Origin of the sequence: Arthrobacter sp. 2MCAF15 (assembly GCF_052115605.1) — a bacterium.
Taxonomy (GTDB): domain Bacteria; phylum Actinomycetota; class Actinomycetes; order Actinomycetales; family Micrococcaceae; genus Arthrobacter.
Genome location: NZ_JBFRGZ010000013.1, coordinates 16,536 through 39,018, shown reverse-complemented (window position 1 = coordinate 39,018; position 22,483 = coordinate 16,536). Strand labels below are relative to the sequence as shown.

Genomic DNA, 22,483 nt, shown 5'->3' with positions numbered 1-22,483 from the left:
ACATGCAAACGAATCAACGACTTTCCGACACAACCGTCCTGATCACCGGGGGAGCACGGGGAATGGGGGCCAGCCATGCCGAAATCCTCGCCCAGCGTGGAGCAACGGTCGTGATTGGGGACATACTCGACGAGGAGGGAAAAGGTTTCGCAAAAGATGCCGCTTCCAGGGGCCTATCTATCCACTACCTGTACTTGGACGTCACGGATGAAGCATCCTGGTTTGATGCGGTCAGGGAAATCAACGAATCCTTCGGCCAGATCAACGTGCTGGTCAACAACGCCGGCATAACCGGCACGCCCGGTGGCTTTGAAATCGAGGGACCGTCCGACTGGGCCAAGACCGTCGCAGTGAATCAGACCGGCGCCTACCTCGGGATGCGGGCCGTCGTTCCTTCCATGCGGCGGGCTGGAGGCGGGTCCATCATTAACATCTCCTCCATACTCGGCTACATCGGGGACGGAGAATACTTCGCCTACAACGCCACAAAGGGCGCACTACGACTCATGACGCGCAGTGCCGCCGTCAAACTCGCCCCGGAAAACATCCGCGTCAACACAGTATGTCCAGGCATGGTCCAGACACCCATGAATGAAGCCGAAGTCGACGCGGACTCATACGTTGCCGCCACGCCCATGAAGCGAATGGCTGCCCCGGCGGAGATATCCCACGCCGTCCTGTTCCTCGCATCAAAGGAATCATCGTTTGTGACTGGAACCGATCTCATTGTGGATGGGGGGTACCTTGCACTCTAAGGAAGAAACCACCCAAAATGACCCGGCAGAGCCAGATCTACGGAAGAAGCCAGTCACAGGCTGGCTGTTCCTCGCAGGAGCGATCGTCACCGAAATCACAGGCACGATACTTCTCGACTTCTCAGAGGGCTTTCGGCTCCCTGTGCAGACAACAACGGCGCTCACCCTTTACGCCCTGTCCTTTTACCTCCTGACCCGTGCGCTCAGATCCGTCTCTCTGAGCATTGCTTATGCCACCTGGTCCGGGATCGGCACGGTGGCCGTGGCACTTGCCGGAGTCCTCCTACACAACGAAGTGATCTCCTGGGGGAAAGCCGCAGCCATAGCCGCCATCATCGGCGGAGTTGTTCTTCTCAACTTCGCCAACCGGGCAAACCAGCCCTGTCCTAGCACCTGAACGGCCACGCTGGACGACCAATACCAATCCTCTCTGACACATCTTCTGCCTGAACCTAGGGGATTCAGCTGCAGTGACGCGTCTACCCCAACACCCGGCAACTCTTCGAACGCGCCGCACACACATCTTGAATCACCCCCAAGGAGCCAGTTATGAGCACCCTCAACGAATTAGCGGCAGGCCCGGGCTCAAAGCCCGGGACACCCTCACGCCGGCTGACCGGAAAACTCAGCACGTTTGACATCGTCTTCACCGTCCTGGCCTTCAATGCACCCTTGTCGGTGTTTGTTGGGTTTATTCCCGTCATCATTGGATCCGGAAACCAGCTGGGGGCACCCACCGCTTACCTCGCAGCAGGGGCGTTGATTCTGGTCTTTGCCGTCGGATTCACCTCGATGGGCCGGCACCTTCCCAACCCCGGCGCCTTCTATGCCTACATCACAGCAGGTTTGGGCAAGCCCCTGGGACTTGGGGCATCTTTCCTGGCTATTGTGTCGTACTTCTTCATCCTGGTTGGAGGCTACGCATTCGGCGGCATCTCACTGGAAGCGCTGGTAACTGACGTGCTTGGCGGCCCGGAAGTGCCGTGGTGGGCCTATACGCTGCTGCTGATGACAATCGTCGGAACCCTGGGGTACTTCAAGATCACTCTTTCCGCGAAGATTTTGACGGTTTCCATGATCTTCGAAGTGATCCTGATGGTGGCCTTCGATGTTGCTGCCTTCATCAACGGTGGTCCGGAAGGGCTCACGACGGCACCCTTTGAACCGGCGAACATGCTGTCGGGAAACATCGGGCTCGCCCTCCTCTTCGGCATTGTCTGCTACGCCGGATTCGAAGCCACCGCTGTCTTCCGCGAGGAAGCCCGTAGCCCGGAAAAGACCGTGCCCCGGGCAACCTACATCGCCATTCTCTCCATGGGTTCTATCTACGCCCTGACGGCATGGGCACAAATCATTGCCATCGGTCCCGGGACCGTCGTTGAAGCTTCTGCGACAGACCCCACCGGGACGGTCATGGGCGTTGTCTCCCAGCTCCTGGGCAAGATCGTCATGGATGTGATGATCGTGCTTCTCTGCTCGAGCATCTTCGCGGCCAACCTGGCCACGCATAACATCAGCGCCCGCTACCTCTACTCCCTCAGCGTCGACCGTGTCTTTCCGGCAGCCCTCAGCCGGGTTCACAGCCGCCACGATTCCCCCCACGTTGCGTCCCTAGCCACCAGCGTGATTGCAGTGATCTTCTTGGCAGTCGTAGTGATCGCGGGAGCCCCGGGCGCAACACTCTATGCGGTCCTAGTAGGAGTCGGCGGCTATGCCCTGATCCTCCTGCTGATCCTCACCAGCGCAGCCGTCGTCGTCTACTTCCACAAACGTCCCGAACTCAAGGTCAACCGCTGGAAGAGCCAGGTTGCACCCGTCGCCGCGACGCTGGGTCTCATCGTCGCCGGCGTCCTCGCCACCCAGAACATCGCAGTAATGATTGGAGGCGACGAAACCCTGGCGGCATTCCTGATGGCACTGTTCTACGGATGCCTCGTCATTGGAATCATCCTGGCGCTGATTTTCCGCCGCACCAAGCCTGATACCTACGCCCGCATCGGACGACAGGACGTCTGAGCCCCGCTGCCTGCAGCTGCGCTGCACGAACCCTGAAAGGAAAGACATGAACTCCAACGACCAACCCGTAGCACTGATTACGGGGGCAGCGGGCGGCATTGGCAGAGCTACGGCGCTCGAGCTGGCACGAACGCATGCGGTCATCATTGTGGACCGAGATCAACGAGAGCTTGAAAAGACCGCAGCCCTGATCGTGGAGGCTGGCGGCCGCCCCGCAGCCTTCGTTGCCGACGTTACTGACCTGGAATCAATGCGGCGTGCAGTGAAAGACGGTCAGTCGTTCTTGGGCACGATCAGCGCGACCGTAGCCTGCGCCGGCGTGGAAGTCCAGGGAAGTGTCCTGGATCTTGGGCTGGAGGAATGGAACCGTTCCCTTGCGGTCAACCTAACGGGAACGTTCGTGACCGCAAAGACAACCGTTGATTCGCTGATCAAGACCCGGGGGACGTTCACCGCGATTGCCTCGGACGCAGGGACAAATGGTGCCCAGGGGTACTCGGCTTATGTAGCTGCAAAACACGGAGTGGTCGGGCTGGTTCGGTGTCTCGCGTTGGATTTCGGCCCCGTCGGTGTGCGCAGCAACGTCATTTGTCCCGGCTTCGTGGAAACACCCATGGCGAAGAGACTCTTTGCGAAAGGCTCCGAAGAGGAGGTGCAGTTCTACAAGAGTTCTGTGCCGTTGGGCCGTTTCGCGAAGCCCGAAGAAATTGCGGCCACTGTTCGCCACTTTATGGAATCCACGTATGCCAACGGAACGGTCTACGCCGTCGACGGTGGTGCTACGGCCGGCTACTTCGTTGGATCCGACCAATCCCACCCCGCTGCCCCCGTGTGATCCTCCCCCTCCGTGGGATTTGAAAAGCAACTGCCGTGCAGCACCGACAAGGTGCTGCACGGCAGCGCCATTTCTCAGGAAAATTCTGCACCCGATCAGTCTCGTCCCGACCCCGAGCAATAGCGCAAAGAAGTGCACGGCCGGGACTTCACTTCACGCCCCTCGGGGGTACCAGAGTATGAAAAATGCCCGCATTTCTTGCATTTTCAGCATGGAGTTGGGATTTTTGGTCGCATATGGTCGATGTTGAACGCGATATTTCCAGTGCTGTGAGGCGTTCCTTCTGAAACCTCTGGAATTTTCGCCCATCCACGGATGGCGTCCGGCTTGAGGACACCAACGTGACGAATCCCCACCTAGGAGTTCCTATGAATCACGCACATCCCCGCGAAGTGATTCTTTCCCTCAGCTGCCACGACACTCTTGGAATCGTCCATGCAGTATCAGGTTTCCTGGTATCGCATGGGTGCAATATCCTCGCCAGCCAGCAGTTCGACGACGCGTCCGAAGACACGTTCTTCATGAGGGTTCATGCAACCTATCCGGGGACGGTATCAATTGGTGACTTGAAGACGGCATTCCGGGCCACAGCGGATGCCTATGGCATGTCCTGGACCATGGCTGACACCGCTGACCGTCCCAAGGTAGCGCTGATGGTGTCCAAAGCCGAACATTGCCTCAATGACCTTTTGTTCCGCTGGCGGGCAGGCCAACTGAAAGTCGATTTTTCCTTTATTGCCTCGAACCACCAGACGCTCCAGCCTGTGGCCGACGCCCACGGGATCCCGTTCTTCCACATCCCTGTCACACCTGAGACGAAACCTGCAGCAGAAGACAAGCTGCTCGCCCTCATTGACGAACACCAAGTGGACCTGACCGTGCTGGCCCGCTACATGCAGGTCCTCAGCGACGAGCTCTGCCGGAAACTTGCCGGCAAGGCCATCAACATCCATCACTCGTTCCTCCCCGGCTTCAAGGGCGCCAGGCCCTACCACCAAGCCTTCGACCGGGGGGTCAAGCTCGTAGGCGCCACCGCTCATTACGTGACCGGAGAACTGGACGAAGGGCCGATCATCGAGCAGGAAGTCCTTCGGGTCGGGCACGACTACAGCCCGGCGCAGCTCGCGGTTACAGGCCAGGACGCCGAGCGGCTTGCCTTGTCGCGGGCTGTCCAGTGGCACGCCGAACAGCGAGTCCTGCTTAACGGCCACCGCACCGTCGTCTTCAACTAACTACCAACTTCAACACCCTTGCCACGCAGGGCACTGACCATCACAGAAGCGAGAACCCCATGGACAGGCTTGTCGACCGCAGCATCAGCGCCAAAGCATTCACGGACACGTCCCACGACCCCCTGCCCGCACGAGTCCGGACCGTCATCGTTGGCGGCGGCATCGTCGGCGCCAGCATCGCCTATCATCTCGCCGCGGCGGGGGAGAGCGACATCCTTGTCTTGGAGAGCAACGTCCTCGGCAGCGGCACCTCATGGCACGCCGCCGGTCTCGTGACGGGCGCGCGCGGCTCGACAACCATGACAAAGCTCGCAAAGTACGGGCTGGAGTTCTACGGCAAGCTCGAGCAGATGTCCGGCGTTGACGTCTCATTCCAACGCTCAGGGTCCCTCAGCGTGGCCCGTACAGCCGGGCGGGTCGATGAGATCCTTTACGCAAAGGATGTCGCCGGCCAGCAGGGTTTGCGAACAGAATGGCTAACCGAAGACCGCTTTAAAGAAGTGTGGCCTCTGGCCAGCCATGAAGGGGTCCTGGGCGCGCTACTGCTGCCGGATGACGGACACATCAACCCTGGGCACGCAACTGTTGCCTTCGCCAAGCTGGCTCATGAACTGGATGCACAGATCCGCGAAGGCGTAAAGGTCGAAAGGGTTCTGCGCGAAGGGCACCGGGTCGTCGGTGTCCTCACAGATCAGGGCACTGTGCACTGCGAACGGGTGATCCTTGCCTGCGGGCTGTGGACCCGGGAACTCGCTGCGACGGCGGGGGTGAAGGTGCCGCTATACGCGGCCGAACACGTTCACGTCCGCTCCGAACCTATAGATGGGGCGGGTCCGGCGCTGCCCGTATTCAGGGATCTGGACAGCAGTTATTATCTGCGCCATGAGGCTGGGCGTCTTCTGGTGGGAGCGTTCGAACCCGATGGCCTGCCGCGACCTGTCGAAGACATTCCCGGCAATGGATTCGCCGAGTTCTATCCGGACTGGGACCACTTTTCTCCGATCCGGTCGAAGGCAGAAGCAACCGTCCAAGCGCTCACTACGGTCGGGTATGACCGATTCCTCAACGCCCCGGAGAGCTTCACCCCTGACGCCAATTTCGCCATTGGTGAGACCGCGGAAGCCCCGAACCTGTACGTGGCGGCGGGCTTCAACTCACAAGGAATCATCTTTGCCCCTGGAGTGGGTAAGGAACTGGCGGATTGGGTTATTTCAGGAACTCCCGGCTTCGACTCGTCCAGTGTAGACGTGCAGCGCTTCTCAAGGCACCAAAACAACCGCAGGTACCTGCAATCACGAACTAAAGAAGGCCTGGGCCGGCTGTATGCCATGCACTGGCCGAGTCTGCAGATGGACACGGCACGAAATGTTCGCCGCACGCCCTTGCATTCCAGGCTGGCAGAGCTTGGAGCCTGTTTTGGTGAAGTCAACGGCGGAGAACGGGCCAACTGGTACGGCGAGGCTGGAATGACGCCCAGCTATGACTACAGCTACGGCCGTCCGACCTGGTTTGAGCGGGTCGCCGCCGAACACAAGGCAGCCCGTGAAGGCGTAGTCCTCTTCGACCTCAGCCCATTCGCCAAGTTTGAAGTTGCCGGTCCTGACGCTCTGGCGGTGTGCCAGCAAGCGACGACGGCCAACGTCGATGTACAGCTCGATAAGGCTGTCTACACCTTGTTCCTCAACGAGGCTGCCGGGATCGAACTTGACGGCACGGTGACCCGCCTGGGTGCGGACCGCTTCCTGGTAGTAACGCCATCCTTTACCCAGCAAAAGACCCTGACCTACCTTCAGCGCCTTGCTGAGGGAAAGGCAGCGGCTGTTTTCGATTGCACTGCGGGACTTGCCACGATCGGCGTCATGGGACCTAAGAGCAGGGAACTGCTCTCCAGGGTTTCACCTGAGGACTGGTCCGACGAGGCCCAGGAGTACACCCATGGCCGGATGGTAGAGATCGCGGACGGCTACGCCTACAGCCTGAGGGTGAGCTTCGTGGGGGAACTCGGCTACGAGCTGTACCCCAGTGCCGACCTGGCAGTAAACGTCTTTGATGCATTGTGGGAAGCCGGCCAGGATCTGGGCATCAAAATGGCTGGCTATCATGCTTTGGATTCGCTGCGCAGCGAAAAGGGCTTCAGGCACCTTGGCCACGACATTGGCCCTATCGACGACCCCTACTCGTCGGGTCTGCGCTTCACGGTGGCCCTCGACAAACCAGGGGGTTTCGTTGGAAGGGACGCGCTGCTCAAGCTGGACCCCGCTGCACCAGAACACCGCACGGTTTATGTGGCGCTGGAGGACCCGGAGCCCGTGTTTGTCCACGATGAGACCGTTTACTGCAACGGTCTCCCCGTCGGCCGCATGACCAGCGGCAGCTACGGCCACACGCTCGGCCGAGCCGTGGGCATCGCAGCCATCAACCCTGATACCGACCTCTCCGGTGCCTTCGAAGTTCAATGCAAGGGACAGAACTACGCGGCAACGGTCTCACGGCGACCGTTCTATGACCCCAAGGGCGAACGGCTCCGCGGCTAACAATCACGCCTGTGCACTGCACCGCCTCCCGAAGAATCGGCGTACGCGGGCCAGCGCCGGTCAAACAGAACCTCAGCATCAAGTAAGGAGCAAAAGATGGCAGGGAATCTACTGGAGAAAAACGCCGTGGCGGGCAGACCAGGGCGGGTCCTGGATGGGAAAGCAATGGCAGGGGCCATCAAGAGCGAATTGGCTCACCGCGTTGCTGCGCTGAAGGAAAGCGGCACAAACGTCGGGCTTGGAACGGTCCTGGTTGGCGACGACCCTGCAAGCCGCTCCTATGTCGCAGGAAAACACCGCGACTGTGCGGAAGTAGGAATTAAGTCAATCCGGAGGGATCTTCCAGCGGCCATCTCCCAGACCGAACTGGAGGCCGTTCTGGAAGAACTGAACGACGACCCCAGAACCACCGGCTATATTGTCCAGCTTCCTTTGCCAGCCCACATCGATCAGAACGCCATCCTGGAAAAAATTTCGCCGGAGAAGGACGCCGACGGCCTGCACCCAACAAATCTTGGACGACTTGTCCTCAATGTTGGTGCTGACCTTAGCTCTCCTCTACCTTGCACTCCCAACGCCATCGTGGAGCTGTTGGCCAGGCACGGGATAGCACTTCAGGGGCTGGAGGTTTTGGTCATAGGACGGGGGGTGACGGTCGGTCGTCCGCTGGGCCTACTCCTGACACGCCGGGCTATCAACGCCACTGTTACTTTGGCTCATACAGGATCGCTGGACCTGCCCGGCCTGATAGCCCGCGCGGATGTCGTTGTTGCCGCTGTAGGCGTGCCGGGACTCGTTAAAGCCAGCCAACTGAAGCCTGGAGCGATTGTATTGGACGTTGGCGTTTCGCGCATTGTTGATGAGGACACCGGAAAGGCGGAACTCAGGGGCGATGTTGAAGCCGACGCCGGCACAGTCGCCAGCTGGATATCGCCCAATCCCGGGGGAGTTGGTCCAATGACCCGGGCCATGCTCTTGGCTAATGTCGTGGAAGCCGCTGCGCGGAAGTCCTTGACTTCAACCTGAGCGTCAGCGGCGATATGGTTTCGCCGGATGCGGCACGGCGCCGCAGGCTCGCAACACCTGTACGCGTGCTTCCGTGCCCGCTTTCGGTGAAGGAAAAGGAGCTGCACACGTTGTAGCTCCCTCTAAGCAGGGCGCGCCCCATTTCGTTTGGAAACGGGGCGCCCTCTGCTTACGGGAGGCAATCCAATTCTCCAGCGCCCATGGCACCGGTGATGTTCGGAGTTCTGTTAGAGGAGGTCCGCCAAAGCGTCTTCCGCGGCGGGCTTGCGCTTATGCGCAACGACGAAGGCCAGGAAGGCGACTAAGGTCAGGACTAGCGCGATCCACGGGAGTGCTCCGAAGACACCCTCACCTGCGCTTGTTAGCGCGTAGTAGAGCACGTAGGCGCAGGCGCCCCCGCCGACAATAAAGGTCGCAACCAGTACTGGATTCGGGCGCCCTTCCCGAACCACTAAAACCACAGCAGCCACGGATGCCAGTACGTACGGCAGCAGGTAGCAGTAGGAAAACAGTGTGTAGAGATACACAGATGACTCCAACGGCGGGGCAGACGAAACCAGCTGCAGGGTGATGGGAATTCCCGCAGCGATGAATGTCATAAAGAACACCGCAGCCGAGGGAGAGTGATGACGCTTGTGGATGCGCGAAAGCTTGTTTGGCAGGAGCCCTGCGGACGCCGCGGTCGCCACGATACGTGAGCCATAGTTGAACGTCGCGATAAGGCCAGCGAATGTCGCTGCCGCGAGGAGGAGGTCCAGCGGTGCCGCCAGATACCCCACCCCGCCGATGTGCGCCAGAACCGCAGCGGGTGATTCACCGGCCGCCAGCTGGTCCAGGCCGGCTCCCAGTGACGGAATCTGAAACCAAAGGGTCAGTATGTATGCCGAACCGGTGACACCCAGAAGCCACAAGACCAATCGGGGCACATTGCGTTTAGGATTCCTGGTTTCGCCCGCCATGGCACTCAATCCCTCAAAGCCCACGAAGTAGGCAAGCGCGATCAGGGTTCCCTGCAGGATGGCATCCCACGACATTGCCTCGCTGCCGAAATCGAATTGAGGCGCCAGGGAGTAGCCTTCAGTCGCTCCTGCCGCCGCCACCGTAACCCAGATGACGAAAGGGATGCCGATGAAGGACAGAACTGCAGATACTTTCACTGAAGCGTCCAGCCCCCGGTAGGCGATGGCCCCCGCGATGACAGCTATGACAATGGCCGAAAGCGCTTGACCCATCGGCGTCGCGGCCCAGTCCATACCCATTTGAACCAGGAAACTGGAACTGAAGATGACAACGCCCGTCACAACAGCTGCCACAGCGATCAGAATGCCCACGACATATCCCGCGCCAACGAGTGCTCGGGCGTAGGGGCCCAGCACTGAGGCCACATAAGACATCAGCCCGCCGGTGGCTACAAGGCGCCGCGAGAACGTCGTCACCATGGCACCGATGGCACAGGCACCCAGAAAGGCGATGAGCATCGACACCCAGGAAGCATCGCCGGCATAGACGATCATGTAGCCTCCGGCCAGAGCGATCCCGGGGCCGATCTGTTGGGCGGAAAGCCCAAGGATGGTTACGGAAAGAAGTGATGCCTGACCGTGCCTGAGGGTTGTTTCATCAGTTTGCGGCGGACTGATCGCGTTGTGTTGCTGTGTCATGAGAGTCTCCATGGACTTGACGGAAGGATGGGCTGGCACGAGTGCGGCCAGCGGAACACCATAGGCCTGGCACCCATGGCTCAGGCCAGGGCCAGTGTGGGAACGTCCTGCTTGAGCGTTGCTTCTTCAGTGTGGCGGCCGGCGGTCTCGCGCAGGTCCGGCCAGTCGTCGTACATGCGGCCAAGGATGTAGGGCGCGTAGTCGTGGCCGTCGTCGTTCAGATTGACGACGTCGACGATCTCCCACGTCATCCTTCCGCCCGTCATTCCTCCCCCTGTAAATTCGCCAAGGGGGACACTGCCGATGCCGGGGTCCCAGGGGGAGCCCTTGAGGACGATGTGCGGGTTGTGGAGTTCCCGGTAGCGGTTCACTGTCGAGCCGAGCTTGAAGACGACCAGTTCGCGGTCTTTGAGCGTGAACCCGTTAGCGCCGAAGTGGCCACGGAGTTCAAAGTAGAACTCCTCCTGGAAGGGCTGGGCTCCCTGTTCCGGTCCCATTTCGGCTTGGAACTCCATGATCCGGTGGTTCTTGCGTTCGACGAACGCGAACAGGGTGTCGCCGTCGTCGAACGAATCGATCGTTCCCAGCTTCTTCGGCATGCCCCAGAGCTCGCGTCCGGTCTCGAGGTTGACTTCCTCGGTCTCCAAAACGCTGAGGTAGTAGATTCCTTCGGCGTCACCGAACTTGGCGTTGATGTGGATCATGGCGCAGCGGTCCCGGCCTGTTCTGTTCGTGCGGCCGTTCGCGACCTCCATGAAAGACATGAAGGATACGGTCACTTCAGGTGTATCCGTGGGTTCCAAACAAGGCGGCAGCACCGAACGTGCGAATTCCTCGGAAGTGGAGAAGGTGAGGTACGAGTACGTGTTGCGGGTCGCGAGGCCCTCGTAGTAGCCGAAGTATCGCTGGATCTGTTCTTGTGTCCAAACGTAAGTCATTTGCGAATTCCTGTTCGTGAGTGTCTGCTTGCGGCCACTGGTGCCTTGTCGTTGGCTTCTGGTGGCGGAGCCGCGCGTGTTGCCCGGGCTGCTGTTCAGAGGTAGCCCCCCGTGTCCCGTTCGGCTATGGAGCCCGAGGCCCCGGCGGAAGCGTTTGAGCCAGCTTAGATCCCACCGCCGCGTCTGAATATCGTCGGTTCGCACAGAGTTGTGATCCAGCACTCATCCATATGTACAATGGTTCATATCGCTGCAGGACAGGATTGACTATGACAACGATTCGCGAACTAGTGCACTTCCCTGATGCCGGAGCTCGGCTGATCGCGGGCGGCCGCGGTGAAACGCGGTTCATCGACGCAGCCAACGTCTGCGCCGAGACCGACCCTTGGCGGTGGCTCTCCAGTGGTGAACTGCTGATGGTGACCCGTGATGCGCTCCCGGCAGACTCACGAGGGCAACAATTTCTAATTCAGCAGTTGGATCGCCACGGCATAGTAGGCCTCGCAGCCTCGGATCCGCGCGGGAATTCGCCATTCAGCGAGGTGATGTGCAGAACTGCCGAACACCTCGGGTTTCCGCTGCTTCAAGTCAACTGGGAGACACCTTTTTCGACTTTGGCGGCCTTTGTCTCGAAAGACGCCGCAGAGCAGGCCCAGGCCGGCTTAAACAAAGTTGCCGACGTCTACGAGGCCTACAGCAAGAGTCTTAGTCGAACGGCGCGGCCGTTTTTGAGTGACGAAATTTCCTCCATGCTGGGCATACGGGTAGAGGTGGTGGAGGCCGAGACCGGATGCTCACTCTTTACGCGATCGACGGTGGACTCAGGCGTCCTGAACGAGCGGCGACGGCTTCTCAATATCGGTAGTACCGGCTCCGCTGACCGCCGGGCAGCCATTGCCGGCCGCGATTACTATGTACTGCCGATCAAGGGACGACACCATGTGTGGCTAATGACACCGGCTGATCAGGAAGTCGTCGACCGCCGCAGTTTGCTCCACCTCTGTACGTTGTTCGCCGTGGAGGTCGAGCGCTACTACGTGGAGCACAATGGAGATAGCTCAGCCCTCACGGAGACAATGGTCAGATACTTTGGAGGGTTAATCGACGTCGAGCAGGCCCTGAATTCGCTTGCCCGAAGAGGATTGGGGCAACCTCCCTGGCGGGTCATCGATGTGGGAGCAGAAGCCTCATCAGACTTTCTGCTCTGTCTCAAACAGGCCGGTATTCCGCATATCCCCTTGACATACGCGGGAGGAGTGTCGGTTCTTGTCGATGCGGTCAGGTTCGACGAAGACCGCGGGGCAGCGGGTGCGGGCCAAGAGCTACCGCAAAGCGACAAGTTCTGGTCGATTGAATCCTTCACTGATGCCGCCCGCTCTGCCGCATGGGCCCGCCACCTTGCTTCAGAGCAGTACCAGAGGCCTAACCTGATAGGCCGCGCACTGGCCCCTGCCACCCTGACCGGAGCAAGAGAGCTTGTCGAAACGGTACTCGGCGCGCTCGTGGAATATGATGCGTCGCATCGCAGCGACCTGGTCCGGTCACTTGAATACTTTCTGGCCTGCAACCGTTCCTGGGAGTCTGCCAGCACCGGCCTTCATGTGCACCGTCAGACGCTGAGATATAGGCTCGGCCGGGTCACCGAGCTAACCGGCCGCCGGCTGGACAATATGGACGATCTAGTCGAACTGCATGTCGCTCTGAAAATTCAACGCATTCTGGAAGCCATGCCCGTCCCGATGTTTGGAGTCAACGGTGCACGTCGGGATGACGAGGCGCGGCAGGGAAGGCCGCGAACTCCCGGCGGCTCCATGCACTCCGGTTTGGAAGCAACCGTGGCCGGTCCGAAGCAGACTCTATTCGCAAGTCCGGCGGTCCAGTCATGAGAACAGAGACGACGGTGCATAGTTCACCAGAGCCTACGGAACCTGCTGCCCCGAGTATCCCCGAGGCAAGCAAGCCGTCCGGAGGAGGACGCCGCCCGCGACGCTACGACCCGGACCGTCGAATGCGGCTGACCCGGGCGGCCGCCGACGTGCTGAAACGCGACGGCTTCTTAGCGCTCAATCACCGTGCGGTAGCAGCTCATGCCGATGTACCGGTCGGCTCTATCGCCTATCACTTTGAGGATCTCGACGGCCTTCTAGCCGCCGCATTGGAGTGGATCAGCGATGGTGAGCTTGAGGTCCTTGATCAATGGCACCGGTCATGGGACCTGACCCGCGATCTTGAAGACGCGCTGGTTGACCTGGCGCTCATCTACACGAACACTCGCCGCGACATGAGCATTTTGGAGTATGAAGTGCACGTGCTTGCCTACCGCAGGCCAGCCCTGCGGTCCCTCAACCAGCGGTGGGAAGTGGCGTTCAGTGAACTGCTCAGACCTCACCTTTCAGTCGATGACACTAAACTCGTCATCGCGATGCTCGACGGCATCATGTTATACGGATTAGGGCTTGACGACCCGCTTGGCGAGGATTGGGCACGGTTCTGCTTACGGAAGGTTTTACCGACACCCGTTTAAGTACAGCTGGTTTGGCCGGAAGTCTGTGCGGGGGCCACCTACAGGGAAGTCAGTGATGAAGCCCCCGTTGCTCACCACATCAAACTTGGTCGGAGAAGCACTCCATTTGAAGGACAGCGACCGGAGCGGCTGATCGCTGTCCTTACTGGTCATTGCTTGTACAAGGTGAGTGGGTCAGTGATGAGGTGGAGGGATCGGTAGCCCATGGGATCATTCCGGAGCCAGACCATGGTTCCGTCATCGGTGAGCGTGTCGACCACCGCCCGGCTAATTACCCCGGTGTCCGTGCGGACATGGACAACGTCTCCGGGGGTCAGGTCAATCCAGTCCCACACGGCGTTGGCCGAAGTGAAGTCGTCAGGCACAGGGTTTGAGACGGTATGTCCTTTTCCCGGTTGTTGTAACTGGCCTTTCATGCTTTTCTAACTCCCTCCGGTGTTGGGGCCTATCCAGACCGTCTTCATGTTCGTGAACTCTCGGATTCCCTGAGGACCCAGCTCGCGTCCGTATCCGGATTTTTTGATGCCGCCAAAGGGCAGGCGCGGGTCAGACGCGACCATACCGTTGACGAATACCGCTCCGGCATCGATCCGGTGCAACAGGTCCCAGGCGGTAGCAAGATCCTGGGTCCACAGCGCGGCTGCGAGGCCGAATTCCGTTTGATTTGCCAGCGCGATGGCTTCATCGGTGGATGCCACGCGAGTAATTGCTGCGACGGGTCCAAACGTTTCCTCGTCAAAGGCCGCCTGGCCCGGTTTGACGCGGTCGATGATGGTGGGGCGATAGTAGAATCCGGGTCCCTCAACAGCCTCGCCTCCGAGCAGGAGGCGTCCGCCTGCATCCAGGGTGCGCTGGACCTGGTCGTGAAGTGAGGCCCGAAGGTTCTCACGGGCCATCGGCCCGACCTCTGTTGCAGGATCTGAAGGATCTCCTATGACAAGTTCCCGGGTTTGAATCACGAACTCGGCAACAAACTCGTCAGCGATTTTTTCATCGACGATGAAACGCTTGGCATTAACGCAAGCTTGGCCTGCATTGGTAAATCGGGCTTTGACAGCAACCCTGGCTGCTTCCTTGATATCCGCGTCAGCCAATACGATGAATGGATCTGACCCGCCTAGCTCCAGCACCTGCTTCTTCAGGGCAGCCCCGGCTTGCGCAGCCACTATGCTGCCGACCTGTGTGGAGCCGGTTAATGTGACTGCCGCTATCCGGTCATCTGCGATTATGCTGGCTACCCGTTCAGGCTCGACGAGGATGGTAGCGCATAGGCCGGGGGCCAGGCCCGCCTTATCGAGAACGTCCTGGACGGCCAGCGCCGAGCGCGGGACATTGTTTGCGTGCTTGAGAATGGCTCCGTTACCGGCAGCGAGTGCCGGAAGCGCGAACCGGAAGAACTGCCAGAACGGATAGTTCCAGGGCATGATCGCTAGCACCACACCCAATGGTTCGAAAACGACTCCGCTGTCCTGAGCCCCGCTCTCGATGCTTTCGAAGCTCAGGAACCGGGGGGCGTTCTCGGCGTAGTAGTCCGCTGTTAGGGCGCACTTTTCGATTTCAGCACGGGCCTCGGCTATGGGTTTGCCCATCTCTAGGGTGATGAGATGGGCGTATTCCCCGCTGTTTTCACGGAGGATCTTGGCGGTGTTTCGCAGTATTTGCACCCGGTCTTCAACAGGCACAAGCCTCCACGCTTTTTGGGCCTCGGCTGCTGTGGTCAGGATGGAATCAACCTGGCGGTTCGAGTGTGCATCGAAGGACTGAAGGTGTTCGCCCGTGGCCGGGTTGATCGTGGCGATCATGATGTTTTCCTTTAGGAATGTGGGTGGTGGCCGGGATGTGGTTGGTCAGAAACTTAGGGGTCTCTGTACCCAGCTGCAGCCTCGCTGGAAAGGTGGGCAAGACTCCGGCAGATCATTTGGACGCGTGCTGCCTCGACTGAAATCAGCTACGTCCGGGGGGGAGGGAACCCGGCCTGGCGGCAACCGGGTTCCCTCTAATGTGTGCTGCGCTGGATTGGCGGTCAGGCCCCGGCAGGTGCGAAGTGGTGGATGGGCTGCTCTTCGACGGCTTCGGCCGACTGGTTGTCTGCACCCTTCCAGGCTTCATCGTCCTGGTACGGGAACCACCAGAAGTCATGGCTGGTGGCGGCCGGGTCGATCATGACAAGTTTGGTGTGGCGGAACGTGTCCAGGCCCTCGGCACCCAGCTGGCGTCCGATGCCGGACATTTTGCGTCCGCCGAAGGGTCCTGCGTCGTTGTCGAGGATCGGGGCGTTGATCCAGACCATGCCGGCGACAATTTCGTTCGTTGCCCGGGTGATCTCCTCCACGTCCTTGGAGTACAGGGTGGAGCCGAGGCCAAAGGGGGAGTCGTTGGTGATCTTCAGGGCTTCTTCGAAGCTTGATACCTTGTATACAGGGGCAACGGGGCCGAAGACCTCGGTGGTGAAGATGTCCATGTCCGGGCGCAGGCCTTCGAGGATGGTCGGTTCGAAGAAGAAGCCGTTTTCCAGCTTTCCGCCGAGGTTCAGCCGCTTTCCGCCAAGGGTGATTGTCGCGCCTTGTTCCACCGCGCGGGCGAGGATGGCCTCAACACGGTCAAGCTCACGGGCGGTTTCCAGAGGGCCAAGGTCAACCTTGTCGAGGCCGTGTCCTATGCGCAGTTTCTTTACGTTGGCGATGAAGGCCTCCATGAACTCGTCATAGACGTCTTCGTGGACAAGGAACTTTTCTGCCGAGGTGCATACCTGACCTGCATTGAAGAAGGAGGCAAAGGTGGCCGCCCGTGCGGCCACATCGATGGGTGCCGAGGGCATGACTAGGAAGACGTCACTCCCAGAGGCTTCAATGAGGTGCGGCTTGAAGTGCTCGGCGCAGGCGCGGGAGACAGCCTGGCCGGTGGAGATGCTGCCGGTGAATGCGATCATGTGTGTGTTCTTGTGGGAGACAAGCTGCTTGGCGACATCTGGTCCGCCGGTCACACACTGCACCAGGCCGGCCGGAAGAGCGTCGAAGGCCCGCATGAACGAAAGGGTTGTCAGAGACGCGGTCTCCGAGGGCTTGATGATGAGGGAGTTACCGGCGGCCAGCGCTGCCGCCGCAGACCACATGAGCAGCAGAATCGGGAAGTTCGCGGGCAGAATGCTCACGACAGTGCCCATAGGTTCCTTGAGCGTGTAATGGGTTTGCCCGGGGACGGTCGAGCCAAGCATGGAACCGATTGAATGCCTGCCCAGCTCGGCATAGTAGTCAACGGCCGAGACGGACCAGCCCATCTCATCTGCGCTTTCCTTATAGGGCTTGCCGGTTTCAAGCGTCAGCAATTCAGCGATTTCCGGGCTGATTTTCTTCATCTCTGCTGCGACCTCGTGAAGGATTTCAGCCCGTTCGAGGGCGGTCTTCGCATACCAGAGCTTCTGCGCGGAGTTGGCATTGGCAATGACTGTCTCGATGTCGTCATGGGGGACTTCGGCCATGCTTCCCAACACGGTGTTGTTGGAGGGATCGATAACGTCACGCCCGTGCGGCGCTGCCAAGTATTCACCGTTGCTGAAGAAGCTGTTGCTTACGCGGGCGAATTCGATGTCGGAGTTCATGACTTGGTTCCTTTTCGGATTTGTTTCTGTGGATAGGGGCCGGGGTGCCGGCTGGATTGAACGGCCTTTGGTTGCCGGAGCATCCGCAGGTTGGCGGCCTCAGTACTGGCTGACGATGGAGTAGGACTTGACCAAAGGCGCGGTTATTCGCCATCGGCCTGCCCATCCTTCTGGCAGTGCTACGACAGTCCCGGCGCGCAGGTCGATGGTTTCGCCGTCATCGTGGATGAGTTGGCCTGCGCCCTCGACGATGTGGATAAATTCCCTGTAGCCGGTCAGCCTGGTCGTGAACTCACCTGGTTCGACCTTCCAGAGCCCGGCTTCTGTGCGGGAATCGCGGTAAAGGACAAAGGTGCTTGCGGAAGGACTCCCGGAAATCACACGTTCTGGGCTGATGGCTACCTTCTTTGGCCATTGAACAGTGGCTATCGTTGCTACGACGTTTGTCATTGGACACCCACCACCTCGGCAGCAACGCCGACGGCAGCGTGATGAATCCTGGCGGCTGCGCGCTCCCCGCTTCTCAAGGCACCTTCCATGAGGCCCGTGAAATCGGGGTCTGCATATTCGCCTGCAAAGTAGATATGGCCGACTGATCGTTCGAGCTCTTCGGAGTCTTTCTTCCCTCCGCCTGGGCCGAACGCAGCATAGGCGCCCCGGGCGAGGGGGTCGTGACGCCAAATTGTGGTTACAGCTTCGGACTCATCGAAGTCCAAGTCCGGTCGTATGTGCTGGGCGTGTGTAATCCAGGCCTGAAAGTCATCGTCACTGCCGGCGGCCCTGTCCAGCGCTCCGGGGGAGCCCATGAATGAGTTGAGCACCGGCGTCACTGTCCCGGTACTGTCGGTCGCGGTCCAGGTCCAAAAACGACCGTTCGTCGACATAACTGCGCTGGTCTTTGGCGCAGAGCGGAGAGGAAGATGGAGCTTGGCAGCGTCTCCCTGCAGCACCCGACCCAGTGCCGCCTTCTTCCATCCGGGCAGGGGCAGCGCGATGGTGGCCGCGTCCCTAATCAGAGACAGGGGCAGCGCCACAACCACTGCATCAAAAACTGCCACTCCGCCTGTCGTTTCCACGACGACGCCGGCTCCGGAATCCTGTACCGAGTGAACGTATTCCCGATAGCGGACTGCACTACCAAGACGGGCCGCCAGGGCCTTTGGCAGTTCCTGGTTGCCGCCGCTGACTCGCCAGCTAGGGAGTGGCTCGAAAGAGGCTATGTGCTCGAGGGTGTCAGCACTGACCTGATCCGCCGCTACAGCGGTCGAGATCTCAATGCGGCCCCGCAGTGCGTCGACGAGGCGGTCGCTTAGCTCCAACCGCTGCAGAACGGTTTCGGCTGAGGGCGGCGTATCGTAGGTCCGGGCGATGGCTGCAGCGGCCCGTCCTGCTTCGACGACATCATCCGTGCTGATTTTCGGCGTGTCTGCCAAGGCACGGACGTAGTAGCTCATCCCCGTGTCGACGAGTTCAAGCCCGGTATGAGCCAAGAGGCGGCGCATCGTCGTGTAACCGTTAAGCACGAACTCTGCGCCACGCTCGATGATGCACGGTTCCTCACGCCCGGCCGAAATGGATTCTGACCAGACGCGGCCGCCGGAGCGGTCCCGGGCCTCAAAAACGGTTACCTGGAATCCGTCGCTCTTGAGCTGGGTAGCAGCGGCCAGACCGGCAAGACCAGCGCCGAGCACGGCAATTCTGGCACCTTCACGAAGGGTACTCATTGTTTTGTCTCCCTACCGACGCACAACGAGGCGTTGGCCGCGGCTATACCTGGGCGGTGTGCTGCTTTACGCCATAAATCAGCTGCAAGCCCGTAGCTTGGGGCCATCGGTGCATCTCCTTTGATGGTTGCTTCCATGTCGTGTGACTCACAGTACTGACCATGAAAGGGGAGATATATCGTACGAATGCAAGAATTTCACTGCAATTTGGTTTAGGCGTACCATTTCATACGTGGACCAGTCTGTTTTGACCGTAAATGACCTAGTAAGCACCCAGAGCTTGGGGACCCGAGTCCTGGCAGGGGCAAATGGTCTTGACCGACAAGTCCTTTGGGCCCACAGCTGCGAGCTAAGCGATCCGGACCGTTGGCTGGGGCCCCACGAACTGCTCATGACCGTTGGGCTGTGCGTCCCGCACGAAGCCGAGGAGCAACTGGCTTTTATCAGAAGGTTGGACGAAGCGGGTTTGGCCGGAGTAGCCCTTGGCGACCACCCAAGCTTGCCGCCATTAACTCAGGAACTCCTGGATGAGGCCGACCGCCGAGCATTTCCAGTTCTGCTCACCAATGAGGAAACCCCCTTTGCGGCCCTTGGCCGCACCGTTGCTGCCGCAACCGCCTCCACTCAGACACTGCAGGTGCTCAAGCTGAGCAAGCTTTACCAGCTTTCTACATATGCCCACGCCGATCCGAAGCGTTTGATGGACGACCTTCAGGCCCTCTTAGGGGCTAGGCTCAGCGTGCTTGACACCCAGACGGGCCTGACCATCCTCGAGGGGCCGCCCGTTACCACGATGTCGCCGAAGGCTCGCGAGCGTTCATACTCCCTTCCCGGCGATACCAAGGTAAAGCTAAGAGTCACCGAATTTCCCGGCGAAGAAATCGGTAGCTTCCTGCTGATCCACGTCCTGCAGGTTATCGACGTCGCAGTGAGCCAACTTCTGAGTTCGATTAGAGAACGAGCTGAACGCTCCGCACACGCGCTTGAAGCCCTTCTCGACGGCCACATACCCGATAATCTCGATGCTGTTCTGAAGCCAGGTGCCATCGCGGCTGGGTATCAGATGGTTGCGATCGCGACGGACCAAGGGCCCAAAGCCGCCAGGGCAGTCTCGATCGGGGGAATGCCAGTGCTCGCCGGCCCCGGACGCAACTCGTTCATGCTTCTTATGCCCGAGAGAATCCGCAAGGACGTCCGGCAGCTCCTTGAAGGGCTAGGAATCCGAGCCGCCGCGTCATCAACCTATATTGATCTCCGGGACGCAAAATTCGCCGCAGAGGAAGCCCATAAAGTCTTGTCCTCCGGTGGAGCAAATCACCAGTGGCTCGACTTCGCGGGCGTACCAATTTCGCTACTGACCCGATCAAGGAAAGAGGCGTCAGCAATTGTGCAGCAAGTGCTAGGTGAACTGGCTGCGCCCGACGCCAAATCCTCAGCTCTTCGTGAGACGCTTTTCGCTTTCCTTGCAAAAGACCGCAGATGGAACGAAACGGCCGCGGAACTAGGGATCCATCGCCAAACCCTGTCTTACAGGTTAGCCAAGATCAAAGAGATCACCGGTAGGGATATCTCATCGTCAGCGGACCTTTCTGCGTTCTGGTTGGCATACCAGGCATGGGCCTCCTATTCACCAACTTCAGATTGATCTAGCATCCGCTAAAGCAGATGCAGCGAGAAACAAAACGACCCGTTGCGGGGATGCTCACCGACAACGAACCGGCCACCGGTGCAGCACTTCCGCCGGGAGCTGACGAAGGCCGCCCGTCCCCAACCTTTCGTCACCCTTACTGGTAACCGTCGATATTCGTTTTCGAACTATTTGAGCAATCTCAGTGGTCGTGCGCGCCGTGGATTGCTGAAGCGCAGGCCCGGTTGTGTCAGCTTTTTAGCTGGTCAACGAATGTTCCCCAAATTAAGAGTGCCGCCGACCCGGCCATCAGTATGGAAACAACCCATGCGGCCGATCGAGGAAACGAACGAGACGAATCTTGTGCCCGCTTGGCAAGGTGCCGCATCAAAATGACCAGCGCGGCTACGAAGCAGAGGAGTGCCCCACCTAATATCGCGGAGTATTGGGGGGTGCTGTTGTGAAAGCCCAGGGCATACGCCATGACAAGAAGCGCGATACCAAAGGCCAGGCACGTATTCAGAGCGCGGGCAATGCTGCGTGGATTGATTCCACCGTTCTTCTCCTCGGCTTGCATCCAGCGATCCTAGCGGTGGCAACAAATCTACGGAAGCTTCCTGCCGGTGACTATGGCAGCCTCTCTTGGCGCGAGTAGCGAGACCATGGTTCGGCTGCTGCGATGGCGTGCTTGTGGGTGACTTGGTAGCTGTAGCCGAGCATTTCGGCGACGAGCGGTGCGGGCACCTCGTTGACGAGTGCGCGGAGGGCTGCGTTGCGTGCGCCTAGGAGGTCGATGCCGACCTCCCGGAGACGTTCCATGAGGGTGTTGGGGTGGATATGCCGGCCGGGGCGGTAGCCGGGGAACAACCACTCGCTGCCGGAAGTGTTGCCGGTGCGCATGTTGGGGCGTGAGGCCACGTGTTCTGTGAGCAGTGCGGCGAAAGGTTCCGGTACTGGCGCTGGATCTCCTTCCCCGAGTGACAGACGCAGGCCATCGGGCGTAAGGATCACATCGGTGCTTCTCATTGCGGCGATCTTCACGACTGGCTGGGCGTAAAGCAGCAGGAACGTGGCGGCGACCCGGTATGGCAGAGTGTCGACGTCGGCCGTGAGGCAGGCTTTGAGCATGGTGAGCCGCTGGTCCTGACCTAGCAACGGCATGGTTTTCGCTTGGCGGTGGCCGATAGTGATGTTTGTGCAGGTCCGGTTCTTGACCGCCCAGATGAAGAAGGTCCGGATGGCGTGCCTGGTGGTCGGGCCGTCGGCCAGCCATGCATCGACGTCGCCCTGAACGCAGGACTCAACCACCCGGCCGTGGGTGGTTTTGAGCCAGGTAAGGAACTTGATGGTTTCGGTAATTTCCTGCTTCGCGCTGTGCACGGGACCGCGCGTGGGGCTCCCGTCCCCGGAGAGGCTCCGGATGCGTCGCAGGTGATGCCAGCGGGCAAAGGATTCAACAGGCCGCCGGACCTCGGGGTCTTCGACGGCGTCGACCTTGCTGGTGAGCCAGCGTTCGAAAAGGGCGAGGTAGTGGTCCCGCTCCGGGAGCAGCTTGTGATGGATGAGCAGGCTGCGGACGTGCTCCACCCTCAGGCTGTTCGGTTCCTTGTCCAGCGCCTCGTGGCTGAGAGGGATGTCGCCGGCAGCAAGCCGCCCGAGCAGATCACGGACGCCGGCCCTGCGCAGCCAGGTCAGGATGCTTTCGGGGCGTTGTGCTCCGCAGAGGGCAGTGAGCAGCTTTGCCGGTGCCGTTTCGGGACTTGGGGCTGGTTCGTCAACGCGCAGCAGCACGGTCAGGTCGTCCCGTAGCGAGCAGCGGGCGCAGATGTCCTGGCGGTAATGCTCTGTCTCCGTGGCGCAACGCCCGCAGTGATAGTCCTGCGTGATGCCTGCGCAGTCAACGCAAACAGGTTCGTTGCCGTGGGCCGGGGATCGTCCGGGGAGCATGCGGTCCGTGCTGCAGCCCGGGCAGGGGCCGTGCGTGCGCATGGCCGCGGTGAAGCAGGTCCCACAGAT

At 60.0% G+C, this 22,483-nt stretch carries 19 protein-coding genes; 10 read left to right on the top strand and 9 right to left on the bottom strand.

Features of this window, described 5'->3' with window-relative positions; all coding sequences use genetic code 11:
- The first annotated feature begins 2 nt into the window (after positions 1-2).
- The 7 genes from AB4089_RS15200 to AB4089_RS15170 all read left to right on the top strand — a co-directional run bounded on the left by AB4089_RS15200 (position 3) and on the right by AB4089_RS15170 (position 8,398).
- Entirely contained in the window at positions 3-755 is a 753-nt protein-coding gene (locus AB4089_RS15200) for an SDR family NAD(P)-dependent oxidoreductase (RefSeq protein WP_441410112.1), read from the top strand.
- Positions 745-1,152 carry a DMT family transporter gene (locus AB4089_RS15195; RefSeq protein WP_441410111.1) on the top strand — a complete coding sequence of 136 codons (408 nt, stop codon included), beginning with the start codon at positions 745-747 and terminating at the stop codon, positions 1,150-1,152. The genes AB4089_RS15200 and AB4089_RS15195 overlap by 11 nt, the downstream gene beginning before the upstream one ends.
- A 152-nt stretch (positions 1,153-1,304) precedes the next feature.
- A complete protein-coding gene (locus AB4089_RS15190; RefSeq protein ID WP_441410110.1) occupies positions 1,305-2,771 on the top strand; it encodes an APC family permease in 1,467 nt (488 codons plus the stop codon).
- Between the two features lie 46 nt (positions 2,772-2,817).
- Positions 2,818-3,606 carry an SDR family NAD(P)-dependent oxidoreductase gene (locus AB4089_RS15185; protein WP_441410109.1) on the top strand — a complete coding sequence of 263 codons (789 nt, stop codon included), beginning with the start codon at positions 2,818-2,820 and terminating at the stop codon, positions 3,604-3,606.
- A gap of 368 nt (positions 3,607-3,974) precedes the next feature.
- Entirely contained in the window at positions 3,975-4,838 is an 864-nt protein-coding gene (gene purU / locus AB4089_RS15180) for a formyltetrahydrofolate deformylase (protein ID WP_441410108.1), read from the top strand.
- A gap of 59 nt (positions 4,839-4,897) precedes the next feature.
- The gene (locus AB4089_RS15175) at positions 4,898-7,372 is read left to right on the top strand and encodes a GcvT family protein (protein WP_441410107.1); all 2,475 of its coding nucleotides are present in this window, start codon (positions 4,898-4,900) and stop codon (positions 7,370-7,372) included.
- Between the two features lie 96 nt (positions 7,373-7,468).
- Positions 7,469-8,398 carry a bifunctional methylenetetrahydrofolate dehydrogenase/methenyltetrahydrofolate cyclohydrolase gene (locus AB4089_RS15170; protein ID WP_441410106.1) on the top strand — a complete coding sequence of 310 codons (930 nt, stop codon included), beginning with the start codon at positions 7,469-7,471 and terminating at the stop codon, positions 8,396-8,398.
- A gap of 227 nt (positions 8,399-8,625) precedes the next feature.
- On the opposite strand, the gene AB4089_RS15165 is transcribed toward AB4089_RS15170, so the two are convergent.
- Positions 8,626-10,056, bottom strand: coding sequence for an APC family permease (locus tag AB4089_RS15165; RefSeq protein ID WP_441410105.1), 1,431 nt, complete (start codon positions 10,054-10,056; stop codon positions 8,626-8,628).
- Positions 10,057-10,136: 80 nt separating this feature from the next.
- Positions 10,137-10,994 (bottom strand): acetoacetate decarboxylase family protein, encoded by an 858-nt coding sequence (locus AB4089_RS15160; RefSeq protein WP_441410104.1) that lies wholly within the window; start codon positions 10,992-10,994, stop codon positions 10,137-10,139.
- Between the two features lie 269 nt (positions 10,995-11,263).
- Between AB4089_RS15160 and AB4089_RS15155 the strand changes: the two genes are divergently transcribed.
- Positions 11,264-12,880 (top strand): helix-turn-helix domain-containing protein, encoded by a 1,617-nt coding sequence (locus tag AB4089_RS15155; protein WP_441410103.1) that lies wholly within the window; start codon positions 11,264-11,266, stop codon positions 12,878-12,880.
- A 122-nt stretch (positions 12,881-13,002) separates the two neighbouring features.
- Positions 13,003-13,518 (top strand): TetR/AcrR family transcriptional regulator, encoded by a 516-nt coding sequence (locus AB4089_RS15150; RefSeq protein ID WP_441410102.1) that lies wholly within the window; start codon positions 13,003-13,005, stop codon positions 13,516-13,518.
- Positions 13,519-13,667: 149 nt separating this feature from the next.
- Here AB4089_RS15150 and AB4089_RS15145 read toward each other — a convergent pair whose 3' ends face one another.
- The 5 genes from AB4089_RS15145 to AB4089_RS15125 form a co-directional block, all read right to left on the bottom strand.
- Entirely contained in the window at positions 13,668-13,883 is a 216-nt protein-coding gene (locus AB4089_RS15145; RefSeq protein WP_441410101.1) for a hypothetical protein, read from the bottom strand.
- A gap of 57 nt (positions 13,884-13,940) precedes the next feature.
- Positions 13,941-15,320, bottom strand: coding sequence for an NAD-dependent succinate-semialdehyde dehydrogenase (locus AB4089_RS15140; RefSeq protein ID WP_441410100.1), 1,380 nt, complete (start codon positions 15,318-15,320; stop codon positions 13,941-13,943).
- 221 nt (positions 15,321-15,541) lie between these two features.
- The gene (locus AB4089_RS15135; RefSeq protein ID WP_441410099.1) at positions 15,542-17,116 is read right to left on the bottom strand and encodes an aldehyde dehydrogenase family protein; all 1,575 of its coding nucleotides are present in this window, start codon (positions 17,114-17,116) and stop codon (positions 15,542-15,544) included.
- Between the two features lie 99 nt (positions 17,117-17,215).
- Positions 17,216-17,566 carry a cupin domain-containing protein gene (locus AB4089_RS15130; protein WP_441410098.1) on the bottom strand — a complete coding sequence of 117 codons (351 nt, stop codon included), beginning with the start codon at positions 17,564-17,566 and terminating at the stop codon, positions 17,216-17,218.
- Positions 17,563-18,840, bottom strand: a complete 1,278-nt coding sequence (locus AB4089_RS15125; protein WP_441410097.1) for a flavin monoamine oxidase family protein — start codon at positions 18,838-18,840, stop codon at positions 17,563-17,565. Before AB4089_RS15125 ends, AB4089_RS15130 begins: the two co-directional genes overlap by 4 nt.
- 232 nt (positions 18,841-19,072) lie before the next feature.
- Between AB4089_RS15125 and pmfR the strand changes: the two genes are divergently transcribed.
- Positions 19,073-20,485, top strand: a complete 1,413-nt coding sequence (gene pmfR, locus AB4089_RS15120; protein ID WP_441410096.1) for a transcciptional activator PmfR — start codon at positions 19,073-19,075, stop codon at positions 20,483-20,485.
- Between the two features lie 232 nt (positions 20,486-20,717).
- Here the strand turns inward: pmfR and AB4089_RS15115 are convergent, their stop codons facing one another.
- A complete protein-coding gene (locus AB4089_RS15115) occupies positions 20,718-21,044 on the bottom strand; it encodes a hypothetical protein (RefSeq protein WP_441410095.1) in 327 nt (108 codons plus the stop codon).
- A 50-nt stretch (positions 21,045-21,094) separates the two neighbouring features.
- Positions 21,095-22,414 carry a hypothetical protein gene (locus AB4089_RS15110; RefSeq protein WP_441410094.1) on the bottom strand — a complete coding sequence of 440 codons (1,320 nt, stop codon included), beginning with the start codon at positions 22,412-22,414 and terminating at the stop codon, positions 21,095-21,097.
- Positions 22,415-22,483 lie beyond the last annotated feature (69 nt).

What these genes read in the sequence shown, in the direction of transcription:
- AB4089_RS15110 (WP_441410094.1), bottom strand. Translation starts at nt 22,414, where the DNA reads ATGCTCCCCGGACGATCCCCGGCCCACGGCAACGAACCTGTTTGCGTT.
- AB4089_RS15190 (WP_441410110.1), top strand. Translation starts at nt 1,305, where the DNA reads ATGAGCACCCTCAACGAATTAGCGGCAGGCCCGGGCTCAAAGCCCGGG.
- AB4089_RS15165 (WP_441410105.1), bottom strand. Translation starts at nt 10,056, where the DNA reads ATGACACAGCAACACAACGCGATCAGTCCGCCGCAAACTGATGAAACA.
- purU (WP_441410108.1), top strand. Translation starts at nt 3,975, where the DNA reads ATGAATCACGCACATCCCCGCGAAGTGATTCTTTCCCTCAGCTGCCAC.
- AB4089_RS15155 (WP_441410103.1), top strand. Translation starts at nt 11,264, where the DNA reads ATGACAACGATTCGCGAACTAGTGCACTTCCCTGATGCCGGAGCTCGG.
- AB4089_RS15200 (WP_441410112.1), top strand. Translation starts at nt 3, where the DNA reads ATGCAAACGAATCAACGACTTTCCGACACAACCGTCCTGATCACCGGG.
- AB4089_RS15115 (WP_441410095.1), bottom strand. Translation starts at nt 21,044, where the DNA reads ATGCAAGCCGAGGAGAAGAACGGTGGAATCAATCCACGCAGCATTGCC.
- AB4089_RS15135 (WP_441410099.1), bottom strand. Translation starts at nt 17,116, where the DNA reads ATGAACTCCGACATCGAATTCGCCCGCGTAAGCAACAGCTTCTTCAGC.
- AB4089_RS15175 (WP_441410107.1), top strand. Translation starts at nt 4,898, where the DNA reads ATGGACAGGCTTGTCGACCGCAGCATCAGCGCCAAAGCATTCACGGAC.
- AB4089_RS15170 (WP_441410106.1), top strand. Translation starts at nt 7,469, where the DNA reads ATGGCAGGGAATCTACTGGAGAAAAACGCCGTGGCGGGCAGACCAGGG.
- AB4089_RS15185 (WP_441410109.1), top strand. Translation starts at nt 2,818, where the DNA reads ATGAACTCCAACGACCAACCCGTAGCACTGATTACGGGGGCAGCGGGC.
- AB4089_RS15130 (WP_441410098.1), bottom strand. Translation starts at nt 17,566, where the DNA reads ATGACAAACGTCGTAGCAACGATAGCCACTGTTCAATGGCCAAAGAAG.
- AB4089_RS15150 (WP_441410102.1), top strand. Translation starts at nt 13,003, where the DNA reads ATGCGGCTGACCCGGGCGGCCGCCGACGTGCTGAAACGCGACGGCTTC.
- AB4089_RS15140 (WP_441410100.1), bottom strand. Translation starts at nt 15,320, where the DNA reads ATGATCGCCACGATCAACCCGGCCACGGGCGAACACCTTCAGTCCTTC.
- AB4089_RS15160 (WP_441410104.1), bottom strand. Translation starts at nt 10,994, where the DNA reads ATGACTTACGTTTGGACACAAGAACAGATCCAGCGATACTTCGGCTAC.
- AB4089_RS15125 (WP_441410097.1), bottom strand. Translation starts at nt 18,840, where the DNA reads ATGAGTACCCTTCGTGAAGGTGCCAGAATTGCCGTGCTCGGCGCTGGT.